Here is a 14051-nt window from a genome sequence, read left to right as displayed (position 1 = left end):
AAGGCAGCCATGAACCTAGCTAGCGGCCTATCCCCAAGCGCTTGTGTTCCATCCGGCGCAGGAATTCCTGCATCACGCGCAGGTACAGGTCGTCGCCGAGGTAGGCGTCCTCCACCCCGGCGTCGATCGACGGGTTGTCGTTCACCTCGATCACCACCGGCCGGTCGCCGACCTGCTTCAGGTCCACGCCGTACAGGCCGTCGCCGATCGGCTGGGTCGCCTTCAGCGCCAGCTTCACCACCTCGGAGGGGGCGTCGCGCACGGGGATGGTCTCGAAGCCGCCGGACTTCGCGGTGCCCTTGGCGCCGTGGTTGTAGATCTGCCAGTGGCCGCGCGACATGTAGTACTTGCACGCATACAGCGGCTCGCGGTTGAGCACGCCGATGCGCCAGTCGAACTCGGTGTAGACGAACTCCTGCGCCAGCAGCAGGGCGCTGTGCTGGAACAGCTCGCCGGATGCCTTGTCCAGCGCCTCGGCGCTCTCCACCTTGACCACCCCGCGCGAGAACGAGCCGTCGGGGATCTTCAGCACCAGCGGGAAACCGAGCCGGGCCGCCACGTCGCCGGTCGCCTTGGCGTTGTCGCGGTACAGGATCTCGGTGCGCGGCACCGCCAGCTTGCGCGACACCATCAGGTCGTTGAGGAAGATCTTGTTGGTGCAGCGCAGGATCGAGGTCGGGTCGTCGATCACCACCATGCCTTCCTTCTCCGCGCGGTGCGCGAAGCGGTAGGTGTGGTTGTCGCTGGCGGTGGTTTCGCGGATGAACAGGCCGTCGTACTCGGCCAGTCGCTGGTAGTCGTTCTTGCCGATCGGGTCGACCTCGATGCCCAGCTCCTTGCCGGCGGCGATGAACGATTTGAGCGCCTTCTTGTTCGACGGCGGCATCTGCTCGGCCGGATCGACCAGCATCGCCAGGTCGTAGCGGAAGCGCCGGCGCGCGCGCGGCTTGCGCCACAGCTTCTTGGAGAAGCGGTCGAGCTCCTCGGCGAAGGCGTCTTCCTGCGCGTCGTCCAGCGTGTGCAGGCCGACCGGCTTGATCGAGCTGACCTGCCACACGCGGTCGCGCTCGAACTCGATGCGCAGCAGCGGGCAGGGGAACATCTCGAACACCTGCCGCGCCAGGTCCTGCAGCGCCGGGTAGGCGGTCTCGCCGAAGTACACCAGGATGCCGAAGTCGGTGGTGTCGCGCCCGCCGGCCGGCAGGAAGTGGGTGAGCTTGGCGTTGAGGTCGTCGATGTCCAGGCCGTACAGCGAGCGCCGGCGCAGGTCGTTCACCGTGCGCACCGACGGCATCACCCGGTGCCCGCGCGCCTCGGCCAGCAGCGACACGTAGTAGCCGGTGCCCAGGTACTTGTAGCTGCGGCACAGGTTGATGACGTGGGTGCGCTCGTCGTCGCCGCCGATCGGTTCGCGCAGGTAGTCCATCGCGCTCACCACGTCGACGGAAGGGTAGTAGGAGCTCCAGTCGGAGGCCTTCTCGACGACGATCACGAGCCGGGTCATGACACCTCAGGGGCGGAATATCGGGGTGTCGTCACGCGGGAGACGGGGCGGCACGGCGCAAGGCGCGCAGTTTGGCATAGCGGCGGCGGCGCACAAGCGCCGGCACTGAAGCCGGCATGAATGCCGATGGCGGCCTCCGCATGTGCGCCGCCGGCACCGGATGCTTTCGCCGGGGCGCTGGACTAGAGTGCGAGCCCACGTGAACGCTCCCGCCGTCCGCCGGGCCCGCCCGGCTTCCATCCCCTGGAACCCGCCGATGCGCCCCATGCCCGCCAGCGCCGCCGTGCGCGTGCGCCGCGCCGAACTGTCCGACCTCGACGACCTGGTCGCGCTGGAGCAGGCCACCTTCGACAGCGACCGCATGAGCCGCAGCCAGTACCGCCGCCACCTCGACAGCGCGTCGGCGCAGGTGCTGGTGGCCAGCGCCAACCATCGCAAGTTCCTCGGTACGGCCGTGGTGTTCTTTCGCGCGGGCAGTTCGGTGGCGCGGCTGTACTCGATCGCCAGCCGGCCGGAAGCGCGCGGCAAAGGCGTCGGTACCGCGCTCATCGCCGCCAGCGAGGCCGTCGCGCGGCAACGCCGCTGCCGCGCGCTGCGGCTGGAAGTGCGCACCGACAACGCCGGTGCGATCCGGCTCTACGAGCAGCTCGGCTACGGCCGCATCGGCCGCTACGCGCATTACTACGCGGACGGCGCCGACGCCTGGCGCTACGAGAAGACGCTATAGGTCGCCGCTCGCCTTGCCCGGGCAATCGCCCACCGACAGCCAGCCAAGCCCCCACCGGCCGGGATGCCGGAACACGCACAACGACGTTCCCGGCGGACTGGCCTCGTAACGGCTTGCGGATACGTCGAACCATTCGCCGTGGCTTGCCGGCAGTTCACCGGCCAGGCGCAACCTGTGGTTCGTGCTCTTGCCATGGGTGGCCTGCCGGGCGACGACCTGCACCGGAATCGCCCCGGACGCGGCGCGGTCGAGCAGCACATTGCCCTGCGCCACCACGCCGTAGCCGTAGAGCCAGCACATCGCCGCATAGAACACTTTCGCGGCGGTGCCCGCGCGATCCCGCACCATCGCGAATACCGCCAGCAGCAGCGGCAGCCCCGCCAATGCGCCCAGCCAGACGGCCCGGCCCGGCTCGAGCAGGTCCAGGTCGAAGGCGCTGCGCAGGCCGAGCAGCATCGGCGCGCCCAGCAGCCACGTCGCCGTCAGCGGGCGCGCCTCGTTGCGCCTGAGGTCGATGCGCAAGGCGCCTTGCGATCCACGCACCAGCGCCAGCTCGAGCCACGGCCCGGCCGCCAGCACGAGCATCAGCCACGCATAGGGGAGCGGAAGCACCAGCGTCCACAGCATCAGCAGCAGGAAGGAGATTTCCTCCCAGCGCTTAACCCCTTCCCAGCGCGCCATGCGCCTGGCGCGCTGGACCGGGTCGGCACCCAGGCGACGGTCGGACAACGTGGCGTCCATCGAGGCCTGCCTGTCCGCGGCGTCCACGTCCGGCAGGCAGGCCAGCCAACGCTCGTACGCCGGGTCGGTGGCGTAGGGCAGGAACAGCCATAGCGTACGGCCGATGCGGGGCTGGAAACCCGGTATCCGGCGACCGTCCCTCGCATACCGGCTGCGCAGGCCCGACAGCTCGGCCATGAGGATCTCGCGCCGGCCCCATGGCCTGCGCAAGGCCAGCCGGGTCCCGTCCAGCCGCAGCCGGCTGGTCCAGGCGACCAAGGCGAACCCCAGGGCCAGGGCCGCCCCCAGCATGCCTCCGACTTGCACGGAGTCCATATGCAACCGCCCGGCCATGCGCAGCACGATCCAGGCGATCAGGCAGGCCAGCAGGGCCAGAACCGTGGCGAATACCCGCACCCGCATCGTCACGCGATAGCAGCGCGGGCCGTAGGACCATCCTGTCTTGCCATCCATAGCCGGTGATTCCCTGCGGGTTCGGATCGACGCGCTGCGGTCAGAACGGATCGACGAGGCGGGCGGCCGTGGCCTCGTCCGGCCGCGCCACCAAGGCGCCGCTGCGCATCAGGCTGACGCTGTAGTGGCCCCCGTCGACCAGCGGCAGGAAGGCGCCGCTGCCGTAGACCGTGTCCACCGCGGACAGCCATTGCGGGTACTGCCTGCGCAGGTTGAGCAGGTCGAACGCACCGGCCTGGTCGAAGCCGAGCACCGTGCGCGGCGCCTCGGCCTCCTGCGCGGCATCGTCGTAGCGGCCGTCCAGCCGGTCCAGCCGATACAGCGGCGGCGCGCCGGCGAGCAGGGCGGGCAGCTTCCACTTCAGCACCACCGCCTCGATGCGGAACGCGTCGCCGGACAGCGCCACCTTGCGGGTGCCGCCGTCGGGCCAGGTCAGGGTGAGCGCCCAGCGCTGCGGCGACAGGATGCGCGCGTCGATCTGCACCACCGGCGCTTCCTCGGCCAGCAGGCGATAGCCGCGCAGCGCGTAGCCGGCGCCGCCCAGCAGCAGGGCCAGCCCCAGCCCCAGCAGCAACAGCAGCATCCGCCACGCCGCGGCCAGCGGGCGGCCGTCGCGCCGCCGCTGCAGCATCGCCACCAGTTGCACCAGCGCGAACAGCAGGACGCACCCGGCCAGCACGAACAGCAGGGTCATCGGCAGGTGCATCAGGGTGGTCCAGTCCATCGCTCACACTCGCTCGCCGCGCGCCATGCGCGAGGCGAATCATAGCGGCGGCGCGGCTCGCTATACTCCGGACCACTGCTCAGGACACTCCCCCCATGCGCCGACTGATCCCGCTGCTCGTGCTGTGCCTCGCCTTCGCCATGCTCGCCGCTTGCGGCAACAAGGGCCCGCTGGTGCTGCCGCCGGCCAAGCCCGCGACGCCGGCCACCGCGCCGGCGCCGGCCAGTACCGCACCGGCTCCCGTCGCCGTCCAGCCTTGAGCCGGCGGCACCGGGCATGGCGCTGCGCTTTTCCAAGATGCACGGCATCGGCAACGATTTCGTGGTGATCGATGGCCGGCAGCGGCCGTTCGCGCTGGATCCCGCGCAGATCCGCGCGATCGCCGACCGCCACGCCGGCGTCGGCTTCGACCAACTGCTGAGCGTGGAGCCGCCGCGCGATCCCGGCTGCGCGTTCTACTACGGCATCTGGAACGCCGACGGCAGCCCCTCGGGCCAGTGCGGCAACGGCGTGCGCTGCGTCGCCGCGTGGCTGCACCGCGCCGGCGCGCTGGCGATCGGCGACACCGTGCGCATCGAGAGCCCGTCCGGCCCGGTCACCGTGCGCCTGCTCGGCCCGCACGAGGTCACCGTGGACATGGGCGAGCCGGTGTTCGAGCCCGCGCGCGTGCCGTTCCGGGCCGAGGCCCAAGCGGACCGCTACGCGATCGAGGCCGACGGCGACGCGCTGGAGATCGGCGCGGTATCGATGGGCAACCCGCACGCCGTGGTGGAAGTCGCCGACCTGGCCGCGCCGTCCCTGGCCCGCCTCGGGCCGGCGCTGACCGCGCATGCCCGCTTCCCGCAGGGCGCCAACACCGGGTTCGTGCAGAAGCTCGACCGCGCCCGCCTGCGCCTGCGCGTGCACGAGCGCGGCAGCGGCTGGACGCTGGCCTGCGGCACCGGCGCCTGCGCCGCGATGGCGGTGCTGCACCGCCGCGGCGAGGTGGACGACCGGGTGCAGGTGGAACTGCCCGGCGGCCGCCTGCGGATCGACTGGGCCGGCCCCGGCCACACGCTGTGGATGACCGGCCCGGCCGCCTTCGTGTTCGAGGGCGAATGGCTGGACCCGCCCTCCGCGCATTGATGCCCGGGCGCGTCCATCGCACACTCGGGACAGGCCACCGCATTCCGCCCCACGGCCGTCCCCCGACCCGAGGAACCCGCGCATGACCGACGCCCTGCTCGACGACACCCTGCAAGCCCAGGACGTGGCCGCCTACCTGCGCCGCCATCCGGAGTTCCTCGGCGCCTACCCGGACCTGGCCGCCCAGCTCACCCTGCCGCGCGAGCAGGGCGCGGTGGCCTCGCTGGCGGCGTACCAGTTGCAGAACCTGCGCGAGAAGAACGCCGAACTGGAACGCCGCCTGGCCGAACTGATTGCGATCGCCGCCGAGAACGAGCGGCTGATGCAGCGCGTGCACGATCTCAACGTGACCATGCTGCGCGCCAACACCCCGGCGATCGCCGCGCGCGGCGTGATCGCCAAGCTGGGCACCGAGTTCCAGACCGAGCAGGTTCGCCTGCTGCTGTTCGGCAACCATCTCGAGCTGCCGCCGGCCGAATGGCTGGCGGTGGAGCCGGGCGGCCGCGCGACGCTGCCGGAGTTCGCCGATTTCCTGGCCCACCACGAGCCGGTGACCGGGCGGCTGTCGCCCGAGCGCCTGCAGCGGCTGTTCGGCGACCATGCCGGCGAGATCCGCTCGGCCGCGCTGATGCCGCTGGGCGAACTGGGCCTGCTCGCGATCGGCAGCGCCGACGCCGACCGCTTCCAGCCCGGCATGGGCACGCTGTTCCTGAAGATGATCGCCGCCACCGTCACCGCCGCCCTGATGCGCTCGCAGGATCTCGGCTGAGGCAGCGATGAGCCCGCGCGACCAGCTCGACGCCTGGCTCGGCCGGCTCGCCGGCGAGCGCCAGGCGTCGGCGCATACGGTGGCCGGCTACCGCCGCGACCTGGAAAAGCTGCTGCGCTGGATGGAAGCGCAGGGGCTGGACCGCTTCGAGGCGCTCGATGCCAACCGCATGCGCGCCTTCGTCGCCGCCGAGCATCGCGCCGGACTCGCCCCGAAAAGCCTGCAGCGCCTGCTGTCGTCCTGCCGCAGCCTGTTCCGCCAGCTCCGGCGCGAGGGCCTCATGGCGCACGACCCGGCGGCCGGCGTGCGCGGCCCCAAGGTGCACCGCAAGCTGCCGCAGGTGCTCGACGTCGACGAGGCCGCCGCGCTGGTCGAGCACGGCGGCGACGGCGCGCTCGGCGTGCGCGACCGCGCCATGCTGGAACTGTTCTATTCCTCCGGCCTGCGCCTGTCCGAACTGGTCGGCCTGCGCTGGATCGACCTGAACCTCGACGAGGGCGAGGTGCGCGTGCTCGGCAAGGGCGGCAAGACGCGCATCGTGCCGGTCGGCCGGCACGCGGTGGACGCGCTGCGCGCGCTGGGCGTGGCCGAGGGCCGCGAGGCCGGTTCGCCGGTGTTCCGCGGCCGCGGCGGCGCGCCGATCAGCCCGCGCACGGTGCAGGCGCGGATGAAGACGCTGGCGCTGCGCCAGGGCTTCGCCAGGCACGTGCATCCGCACCTGCTGCGCCACACCTTCGCCAGCCACATGCTCGAATCCTCCGGCGACCTGCGCGCGGTGCAGGAACTGCTCGGCCACGCCGACATCGCCACCACGCAGATCTATACCCATCTGGACTTCCAGCACCTGGCCAAGGTGTACGACGCGGCGCATCCGCGGGCCAGGCGTAAAAGCCGGGATTAGGGATTCGGGATTGGGGATTCGTAAGAGCAGTGCCCGCCAGCACTTGGCTCCCGGTTTTTGCAAATCCCGAATCCCCAATCCCGAATCCCGTCCACGCATTGAAGCCCCTCCCGCCCGTCCCCACTTCACCGGTTCAGGCAAAGACTGCGGAGCGTCCATGGAATCGTTTCACGCCACCACCATCGTCTGCGTGCGCCGCGACGGCCGTGTCGTCATCGGCAGCGACGGCCAGGTCACGCTCGGCAACACGGTGATGAAATCGAACGCGCGCAAGGTGCGCCGGCTCGGCAAGGGCGACGTGCTGGCGGGCTTTGCCGGCTCCACGGCCGACGCGTTCACGCTGTTCGAGCTGTTCGAGCAGAAGCTCGACAAGCACGGCGGCAACCTCACCCGCGCCGCGGTGGAGATGGCCAAGGAGTGGCGCACCGACCGCCGCCTCGGCCGGCTGGAAGCGATGCTCGCGGTGGCCGACAAGGACGCCTCGCTGCTGATCTCCGGCAACGGCGACGTGCTCGAACCCGAGCACGGCCTGATCGCGATCGGCTCCGGCGGCCCGTACGCCCAGGCCGCCGCCCGGGTGCTGCTGGAGAACACCGAACTGGACGCCCGCACCGTCGTCGAGAAGGCGCTGAAGATCGCCGGCGACATCTGCATCTATACCAATCACAACGTGTCCATCGAGGAGCTGGGAATGGGGAATGGGGAGTAGGGAATAGTCAAAGCACTTCCCGGTAACCGCGCCCTTCCGATTCCCCATTTCCCATTCCCCATTCCCTATTCCCGGCGAAGCCCATGAGCGAACTCACCCCCCGCGAAATCGTCAACGAACTCGACCGCTACATCATCGGCCAGCACGACGCCAAGCGCGCCGTGGCGATCGCGCTGCGCAACCGCTGGCGCCGCATGCAGCTGGAGCCGGGCATGCGCGAGGAGGTGACGCCGAAGAACATCCTGATGATCGGCCCCACCGGCGTGGGCAAGACCGAGATCGCGCGGCGCCTCGCCACGCTGGCCAACGCGCCGTTCGTGAAGGTGGAGGCGACCAAGTTCACCGAGGTGGGCTACGTCGGCAAGGACGTGGAATCGATCGTGCGCGACCTCGCCGACGTGGCCTACAAGCTCACCCGCGAGCAGGCGATGAAGCGCGTACGCTCGCAGGCCGAGGACCGCGCCGAGGACCGCATCCTCGACGCCCTGCTGCCGCGCCGCCAGCCGCCCGCCGACTGGAGCCACGACGCCGCGGCCACCCCGGCGATCGACAGCGATACCCGCCAGAAGCTGCGCAAGCAGCTGCGCGAAGGCGCGCTGGACGAGCGCGAGATCGAGCTGGACTTCGCCATGAACGTCGGCGTGGAGATCATGTCGCCGCCGGGCATGGAGGAGATGGGCGCGCAGCTGCGCCAGATGTTCCAGAACCTCGGCGGCGCCAAGACGCAGAGCCGCAAGCTGCCGATCAAGACGGCCCGCCCGCTGCTGATCGACGAGGAAGCGGGCAAGCTGCTCAACGACGAGGAGGTCCGCACGCAGGCGATGGAAGCGGCCGAGCAGAACGGCATCGTCTTCATCGACGAGATCGACAAGGTGGCGCAGCGCTCCGAGTGGGGCGGCGCCGGGGTCAGCCGCGAGGGCGTGCAGCGCGACCTGCTGCCGCTGGTGGAGGGCTCCACCGTGTCGACCAAGTACGGCCCGATCAAGACCGACCACATGCTGTTCATCGCCTCCGGCGCGTTCTCGCTGGCCAAGCCGTCGGACCTCATCCCCGAGCTGCAGGGTCGCCTGCCGATCCGGGTGGAGCTGTCCGCGCTCAGCGTGGACGACTTCAAGCGGATCCTGCGCGAGCCGCACAACGCGCTGACCAAGCAGTACGTGGCCCTGCTCGGCACCGAGGGGGTCGGCATCGAATTCACCGATTCGGGCATCGACCGGCTGGCCGAGGTGGCCTTCCAGGTGAACGAGCGCACCGAGAACATCGGCGCCCGCCGCCTGCATACCGTGATGGAACGGCTGCTGGAAAGGATTTCCTACGAGGCGGCGGACAAGTCCGGCGAAAAGTACGTCATCGACGCCGAACATGTAGACAAAAACCTCGGAACGCTGGTCAAGGACGAGGATTTGAGCCGCTACATCCTGTAATTAGCATCCTGTAAACAAGCCGTTGGACCCGCTCTGGTAAAATCGCTGTCATGGGCAAGATCATCGAATTCAAGACCACGGGCCAGCGCGCTCAATTGCGCGAGGCGCAGCAGAACCAGCAGTTGATCCGGTTGTGGCGGAGCGAGTTGGAGCACGGCAGCTTCTGCGGCTACGTCGGCGGCGTCGGCCGCGAGTTCCTGCTGCTGTGGGTGGTCGGCGACGGCATCACCTACGACGGCATGTACGTGATGCGCCACCGCGACATCTCCGAGCTGGAGGCGCCGGACAAGCATCACGTGTTCATGGAAAAGGCACTCAAGCTCAAGCAGTTGCTGCCGCGGCCGCCGCGCGGCTTCCCGCTCGACGGCATCCGCGAGGTGGTGCAGGCGGCCGGCGCGATGTCGCCGGTGATCGGCGTGCATGTGGACAGCGAGGAAGAGGCCGAGGTCTGCTACATCGGCCGCTTGGTCGGCGTGGAGGAAGACGGCTTCAGCATGCAGGAAATCAGCCCCGACGCGGAATGGCTGCGCGAGGCCTCGTTCTTCAGCTGGGACGAGGTGTCCACGGTAAGCATCGAGGACGGCTATGCGCAGTCGCTGCTCGCCGTGGCCGGCACGCCGCCGCCGCTGGAGCAGGGCGACTCGGGCATCGGCCACGCGCACTGAGCAGCGCAGCCGCGCATCCTATTGAGGAATATACGAAGCCCGCCGCTGACCCGGCGGGCTTTTCGTTTCCGGCACTTGGCATCCCGCGTGCCCCCGGCCCCGGATCGGCTCCCGACCCCGGTCGGGGACGTGCGCAACGCCCGGCACGCCGCCGCAGCCGCTAAGCTCTCGTGCCCATCGGCAAGGTACGCCACGCAACCCGGGAGCACCTCATGAGACGGATCGTCGTCGTCGGCAGCATCAACATGGACCTGGTGACCCAGGCGCCGCGTTTCCCCGGCCCGGGCGAAACCCTGCTGGGCGAACGCTTCGTCACCGTGCCCGGCGGCAAGGGCGCCAACCAGGCGGTAGCCGCGGCCCGCCTCGGCGCCGAGGTCGCCCTGGTCGGCGCGCTCGGCGCGGACGCCTTCGGCGACCAGTTGCACGCGGGCCTGCTGCGCGAGGGCATCGTGCTGGACCATGTCCAGCGACTGGCCGACAGCGCCAGCGGCACCGCCTCGATCACCGTCGCCGGCGGCGAGAACCAGATCCTCGTGGTGCCCGCGGCGAACGCCCTGCTCAGGCCGGCCCAGGTAGAGCGGGCGGCCGGCGCCATCGGCCGCGCCGACGCCGTGCTGGTGCAAATGGAGATCCCGCTGGAAACCGTCGAAGCCACCTTGCGCCTGGGCCAGCGGCTGGGCGTGCCGGTGATCCTCAATCCCGCGCCCGCCCGCCCGCTGCCGGCGGACTGGCTGCGCCAGGTGCGCTACCTCACCCCCAACCAGCACGAGCTGGCCACCGTGCTGGACGCCGATCCCGACGCAGACTTCCACGCCCTGATGCAGCGCGCGCCATGCCCCGTCGTGCTCACCCGCGGCGCCGAAGGCGCGTGGTATCGCGACCAGGGCCACGACCGGGCCAGCCACCAGGCCGGCTTCGCCGTCGAAGCCGTCGACAGCACCGGCGCCGGCGACACCTTCAACGGCGCCCTCGCCGTCTTCCTCGGCGAAGGCCTGCCGCACGCCGTGCGCAAGGCCTGCGCCACCGCCGCCCTGTCGGTCACCCGCCTCGGCGCGCAGGGCGGCATGCCGCGGCTGCACGAGGTCGAGGCCTTGCTCGGCCGGCAGGCCGGCTGATCACTTGCCGATGCAGAACGAACCGAAGATCGCCCCGAGCAGGTCGTCGCTGGTGTAGCTGCCGGTGATCTCGCCCAGTGCGTGCTGGGCCTGGCGCAGCTCCTCGGCGGCGAGTTCGCCGGCGCGGCTTCGAGCGAGCTCGATTGCCACCTGTTCGAGGTGACGGGCCACCTGCTGCAGGGCCAGCACGTGGCGGCGCCGCGCGCTGAAGGCGCCTTCGCCGCTGCCGGCGCCGGCGAGCTGCTTGAGGCGGTCGCGCAGGGCGTCGAGTCCGGCGCCGGTCCTGGCCGAGGCCCACAGCCAGCGGATGCCGTCGCGGGTCTCGCCGTGCGGTGCGGCCCGGGCAAGATCGATCTTGTTGACCAGTACCACACGCTCGACGGCGGGCGACAGCGCCTCGAAGAAGGCCAGGTCGGCCACGGCATGTTCCTGGTCGGTGACTAGCAGGGCGACGTCGGCGCGGCGCAGTTCGCCGTGGGTGCGGCGCACGCCTTCGCGCTCGACCTCGTCGTCGGTGTCGCGCAGGCCGGCGGTGTCGGCCAGCTCCAGCGCGATGCCGTCCAGGCTGAGGCTTTCGCGCAGCACGTCGCGGGTGGTGCCGGCGATGGCGGTGACGATGGCGCGGTCGCTGCCGGCCAGCGCGTTGAGCAGGCTGGACTTGCCCGCATTCGGCCGGCCGACGATGGCGACGCGCAAGCCGTCGTTGAGGCGCACGCCGCGCTCGGCTTGCTTCAGCAGGGCAGCGAGCTTTTCGCGCAGGGCGACGAGCCTGGCGTTGATCGCCGGATCGGCGAGGAAGTCGATCTCCTCCTCGGGGAAATCGATCGCCGCCTCGATGTGCACGCGCAGCGCGATCAGCTCGGCCAGCAGCGCTTCGACCCGCCGCGAGAATTCGCCGTCGAGCGAGCGCAGCGCAGCGCGCGCGCCGGCCTCGGAGCGCGCGGCGACGAGGTCGGCGACTGCTTCGGCCTGGGCCAGGTCGAGCTTGCCGTTGAGAAAGGCGCGCTCGGTGAACTCGCCCGGCCGCGCCAGCCGCGCACCCAGTTCGCACACGCGCCGCAGCACGGCATCGAGCAGCACGCCGCTGCCGTGGCCCTGCAGTTCGAGCACGTGCTCGCCGGTATAGGACGCCGGGGCAGGGAAGTGCAGCAGCAGGCCGTGGTCGATCCGCTCGCCGCCGGCATCGCGGAACACGGCGAAATGCGCATGGCGCGGCTGCGGTTCGGCACCGAGCAGTGTTCGCGCGATCGCCGGCACCGCCGGTCCGGACACGCGCACCACGCCGACCCCGGCGGCGCCCGGGGCGCTGGCGATCGCAGCGATGGTGTCGGTGGCGGGGTGGTTCATGGCGGGACTTTAAATGAATCAGCCGCGAGGGTTGCCCCTCGCGGCTGCGGTTGCCGCGGATGCCGGCCGGAGCAGGTCAGGCGCTCTTGGCCTTCAGCTCGGCCTGGTCGACCTGGCGCGTGATGAACCACTGCTGCGCCAGGCTGGTGGCGCCGTTGATCACCCAGTACAGCACCAGGCCGGACGGGAAGAACGCGAACATCACCGCGAACAGGATCGGCATCACCTTCATCATCTTGGCCTGGGTCGGGTCCATGCCGGTGGTGGGGGTGAGGAACTGCGTGGCCAGCATCACCGCGACGTAGATCGCCGGCAGCACGAAGAACGGATCGGGCGCGGACAAGTCGTGGATCCAGCCGAAGAACGGTGCCTGGCGCAGCTCCACGCTCTCCATCAGCACGCGGTACAGGCCGAGGAACACCGGGAAGGTGACCAGGATCGGCAGGCAGCCGGCCATCGGGTTCACCTTCTCCTTCTTGTACAGCTCCATCATGGCCTGCTGCATCTTCATCTTGTCGTCGCCGTAGCGCTCCTTGAGCGCGGCGACGCGCGGCTGCAGCTTGCGCATGCGCGCGCCGGAGCGGAACTGCGCGGCGGTGAGCTTCCACAGCGCGGCCTTGAGCAGCAGCACCAGCAGGATGATCGCGACGCCCCAGTTGCCGCTGACCGCGTGCAGTTTGGACAGCAGCCAGTGCAGCGGCTGCGCGATCGCGGTGAGCCAGCCGTAGTTGGTCGACAGCTCCAGGCCCGGGGCCACCTGGTCCAGCGTGCCCTGCAGCTTCGGCCCGACGTACAGGCGCGCGCTGCTGGTGGCGCTCTGCCCCGGCGCCACGCTGAGCGCCGGGCTCACCGCGCGGATCAGGTAGCTCGGCTGCGCGGTGTCGGGATTGACGACGCTGGTGGAGTAGTTGGCCGGCTGGTCCGCGGCTGGAATCCAGGCGACGAAGAAGTAGTGCTGCATCATTTCCAGCCAGCCGCCGGTGATCGCGCGGTTGAGCGGCTTCTTCCCGAACTCGGCGAACGGCAGCGATTCGAACTTCTCCTCCGGGCTGTACCACGCCGCGCCGAAGAAGCTGTGCGCCGCCGGATCGGTGAAGCTCTGCAGCCAGCCCTTCTTGGCCGAGGCCGGCGGCTCGGCACGCTGCAACTGCTCGTAGGCGTTGCCCTGCCAGGCGGTGGCGCCGCCGTTGTCGATGCGCTGGTCCAGTTCGACCACGTAGCTGCCGCGCTTGAGCAGGTAGCTCTTGGTGACCTTGAGGCCGCCCGCATCCTGCCAGGTCAGGTCGACCTTCAGCTCGTTCTGGCCGTCGGCGAGGGCGTAGCTGCTCTGCGCGGCCTGGAACACCGTGCGGTGGTCGGGTGCCGGCCCGTGGTTGCTGACCAGGCCGCTCTGCGCCACGAAGTACTGCGCCTGCGCGTCGTCGAGCAGGCGTACCGGAGCCGGGTCGGGCGTCTTGCGCGTGCGCGGCACGGCCGGGTAGTGCAGCAGCTCCGAACGCACCACGCTGCCGCCGCGGGTATCCACGGTCAGGCGCAGCACGTCGGTGCTGATGGTGACCAGTTGCGCCGGCGTCGCCGGGCCGGTGGCGGCCGGCGAGGCGGCGGACGGTATCGCGCTTGCCGCCGACGCGGTGGCGCCGGGCACGCTGGCATCGGCCGCCGGCGCGGGCGCGCTGCTGGCGGTTGCCGCGGCGGTCGCGGCCGGCGGCTGCGGGCCGTAGTCCTTTTCCCAGGCCATCCACAAGAGGTAGGCCACCGCCATCAGGGCGAACAGGAGAAACGTGCGCGTTTGATTCATCGCGAGACTGATCCGGTAGCGTCGCAGCCCACGGGCCGCGCAAGTAAGG

14 protein-coding genes are annotated in these 14051 nt (G+C 70.4%); 9 read left to right on the top strand and 5 right to left on the bottom strand.

The features are described from left to right. Nucleotides 1-19: 19 nt before the first annotated feature. Complete coding sequence (locus tag ASG87_RS02645; RefSeq protein ID WP_056000421.1) at nucleotides 20-1504, bottom strand: RimK family protein; 1485 nt, start codon at nucleotides 1502-1504, stop codon at nucleotides 20-22. 256 nt (nucleotides 1505-1760) lie between these two features. Here ASG87_RS02645 and ASG87_RS02640 point away from each other — a divergent pair, with 256 nt between their 5' ends. Next, nucleotides 1761-2231 carry a GNAT family N-acetyltransferase gene (locus ASG87_RS02640; RefSeq protein ID WP_056000418.1) on the top strand — a complete coding sequence of 157 codons (471 nt, stop codon included), beginning with the start codon at nucleotides 1761-1763 and terminating at the stop codon, nucleotides 2229-2231. Here ASG87_RS02640 and ASG87_RS02635 read toward each other — a convergent pair. Together ASG87_RS02635 and ASG87_RS02630 are read right to left on the bottom strand one after the other, a co-directional pair. Next, the gene (locus tag ASG87_RS02635) at nucleotides 2226-3425 is read right to left on the bottom strand and encodes a hypothetical protein (RefSeq protein ID WP_056000415.1); all 1200 of its coding nucleotides are present in this window, start codon (nucleotides 3423-3425) and stop codon (nucleotides 2226-2228) included. The genes ASG87_RS02640 and ASG87_RS02635 overlap by 6 nt on opposite strands. A gap of 40 nt (nucleotides 3426-3465) precedes the next feature. Continuing rightward, a complete protein-coding gene (locus tag ASG87_RS02630) occupies nucleotides 3466-4149 on the bottom strand; it encodes a hypothetical protein (protein WP_056000412.1) in 684 nt (227 codons plus the stop codon). A gap of 95 nt (nucleotides 4150-4244) precedes the next feature. Between ASG87_RS02630 and ASG87_RS02625 the strand changes: the two genes are divergently transcribed. From ASG87_RS02625 to rbsK, 8 genes are all read left to right on the top strand, one after another. After that, nucleotides 4245-4409 (top strand): lipoprotein, encoded by a 165-nt coding sequence (locus ASG87_RS02625; protein ID WP_056000409.1) that lies wholly within the window; start codon nucleotides 4245-4247, stop codon nucleotides 4407-4409. A 16-nt stretch (nucleotides 4410-4425) separates the two neighbouring features. Then, nucleotides 4426-5274, top strand: coding sequence for a diaminopimelate epimerase (dapF, locus tag ASG87_RS02620; protein ID WP_056000406.1), 849 nt, complete (start codon nucleotides 4426-4428; stop codon nucleotides 5272-5274). A gap of 82 nt (nucleotides 5275-5356) precedes the next feature. Next, a complete protein-coding gene (locus tag ASG87_RS02615) occupies nucleotides 5357-6043 on the top strand; it encodes a DUF484 family protein (RefSeq protein ID WP_056000403.1) in 687 nt (228 codons plus the stop codon). 7 nt (nucleotides 6044-6050) lie between these two features. Next, nucleotides 6051-6944, top strand: a complete 894-nt coding sequence (xerC, locus tag ASG87_RS02610) for a tyrosine recombinase XerC (protein ID WP_056000400.1) — start codon at nucleotides 6051-6053, stop codon at nucleotides 6942-6944. 157 nt (nucleotides 6945-7101) lie between these two features. Further along, complete coding sequence (hslV, locus tag ASG87_RS02605) at nucleotides 7102-7653, top strand: ATP-dependent protease subunit HslV (protein ID WP_056000397.1); 552 nt, start codon at nucleotides 7102-7104, stop codon at nucleotides 7651-7653. A gap of 83 nt (nucleotides 7654-7736) precedes the next feature. Further along, nucleotides 7737-9077: an ATP-dependent protease ATPase subunit HslU gene (hslU, locus tag ASG87_RS02600; protein WP_056000394.1), complete on the top strand. Its 1341-nt coding sequence runs from the start codon at nucleotides 7737-7739 to the stop codon at nucleotides 9075-9077. A 50-nt stretch (nucleotides 9078-9127) separates the two neighbouring features. Next, the gene (locus ASG87_RS02595) at nucleotides 9128-9742 is read left to right on the top strand and encodes a hypothetical protein (RefSeq protein WP_056000391.1); all 615 of its coding nucleotides are present in this window, start codon (nucleotides 9128-9130) and stop codon (nucleotides 9740-9742) included. 212 nt (nucleotides 9743-9954) lie between these two features. After that, a complete protein-coding gene (gene rbsK / locus ASG87_RS02590) occupies nucleotides 9955-10857 on the top strand; it encodes a ribokinase (protein WP_056000388.1) in 903 nt (300 codons plus the stop codon). Here rbsK and mnmE read toward each other — a convergent pair whose 3' ends face one another. Next, complete coding sequence (mnmE, locus tag ASG87_RS02585) at nucleotides 10858-12204, bottom strand: tRNA uridine-5-carboxymethylaminomethyl(34) synthesis GTPase MnmE (RefSeq protein WP_056000385.1); 1347 nt, start codon at nucleotides 12202-12204, stop codon at nucleotides 10858-10860. Nucleotides 12205-12280: 76 nt separating this feature from the next. Next, the gene (gene yidC, locus ASG87_RS02580; RefSeq protein WP_056000382.1) at nucleotides 12281-14002 is read right to left on the bottom strand and encodes a membrane protein insertase YidC; all 1722 of its coding nucleotides are present in this window, start codon (nucleotides 14000-14002) and stop codon (nucleotides 12281-12283) included. Nucleotides 14003-14051 lie beyond the last annotated feature (49 nt).

This window comes from Frateuria sp. Soil773 (assembly GCF_001428405.1).
Classification (GTDB): domain Bacteria; phylum Pseudomonadota; class Gammaproteobacteria; order Xanthomonadales; family Rhodanobacteraceae; genus LMSL01.
This window is presented reverse-complemented; position numbering and strand designations above follow the sequence as displayed.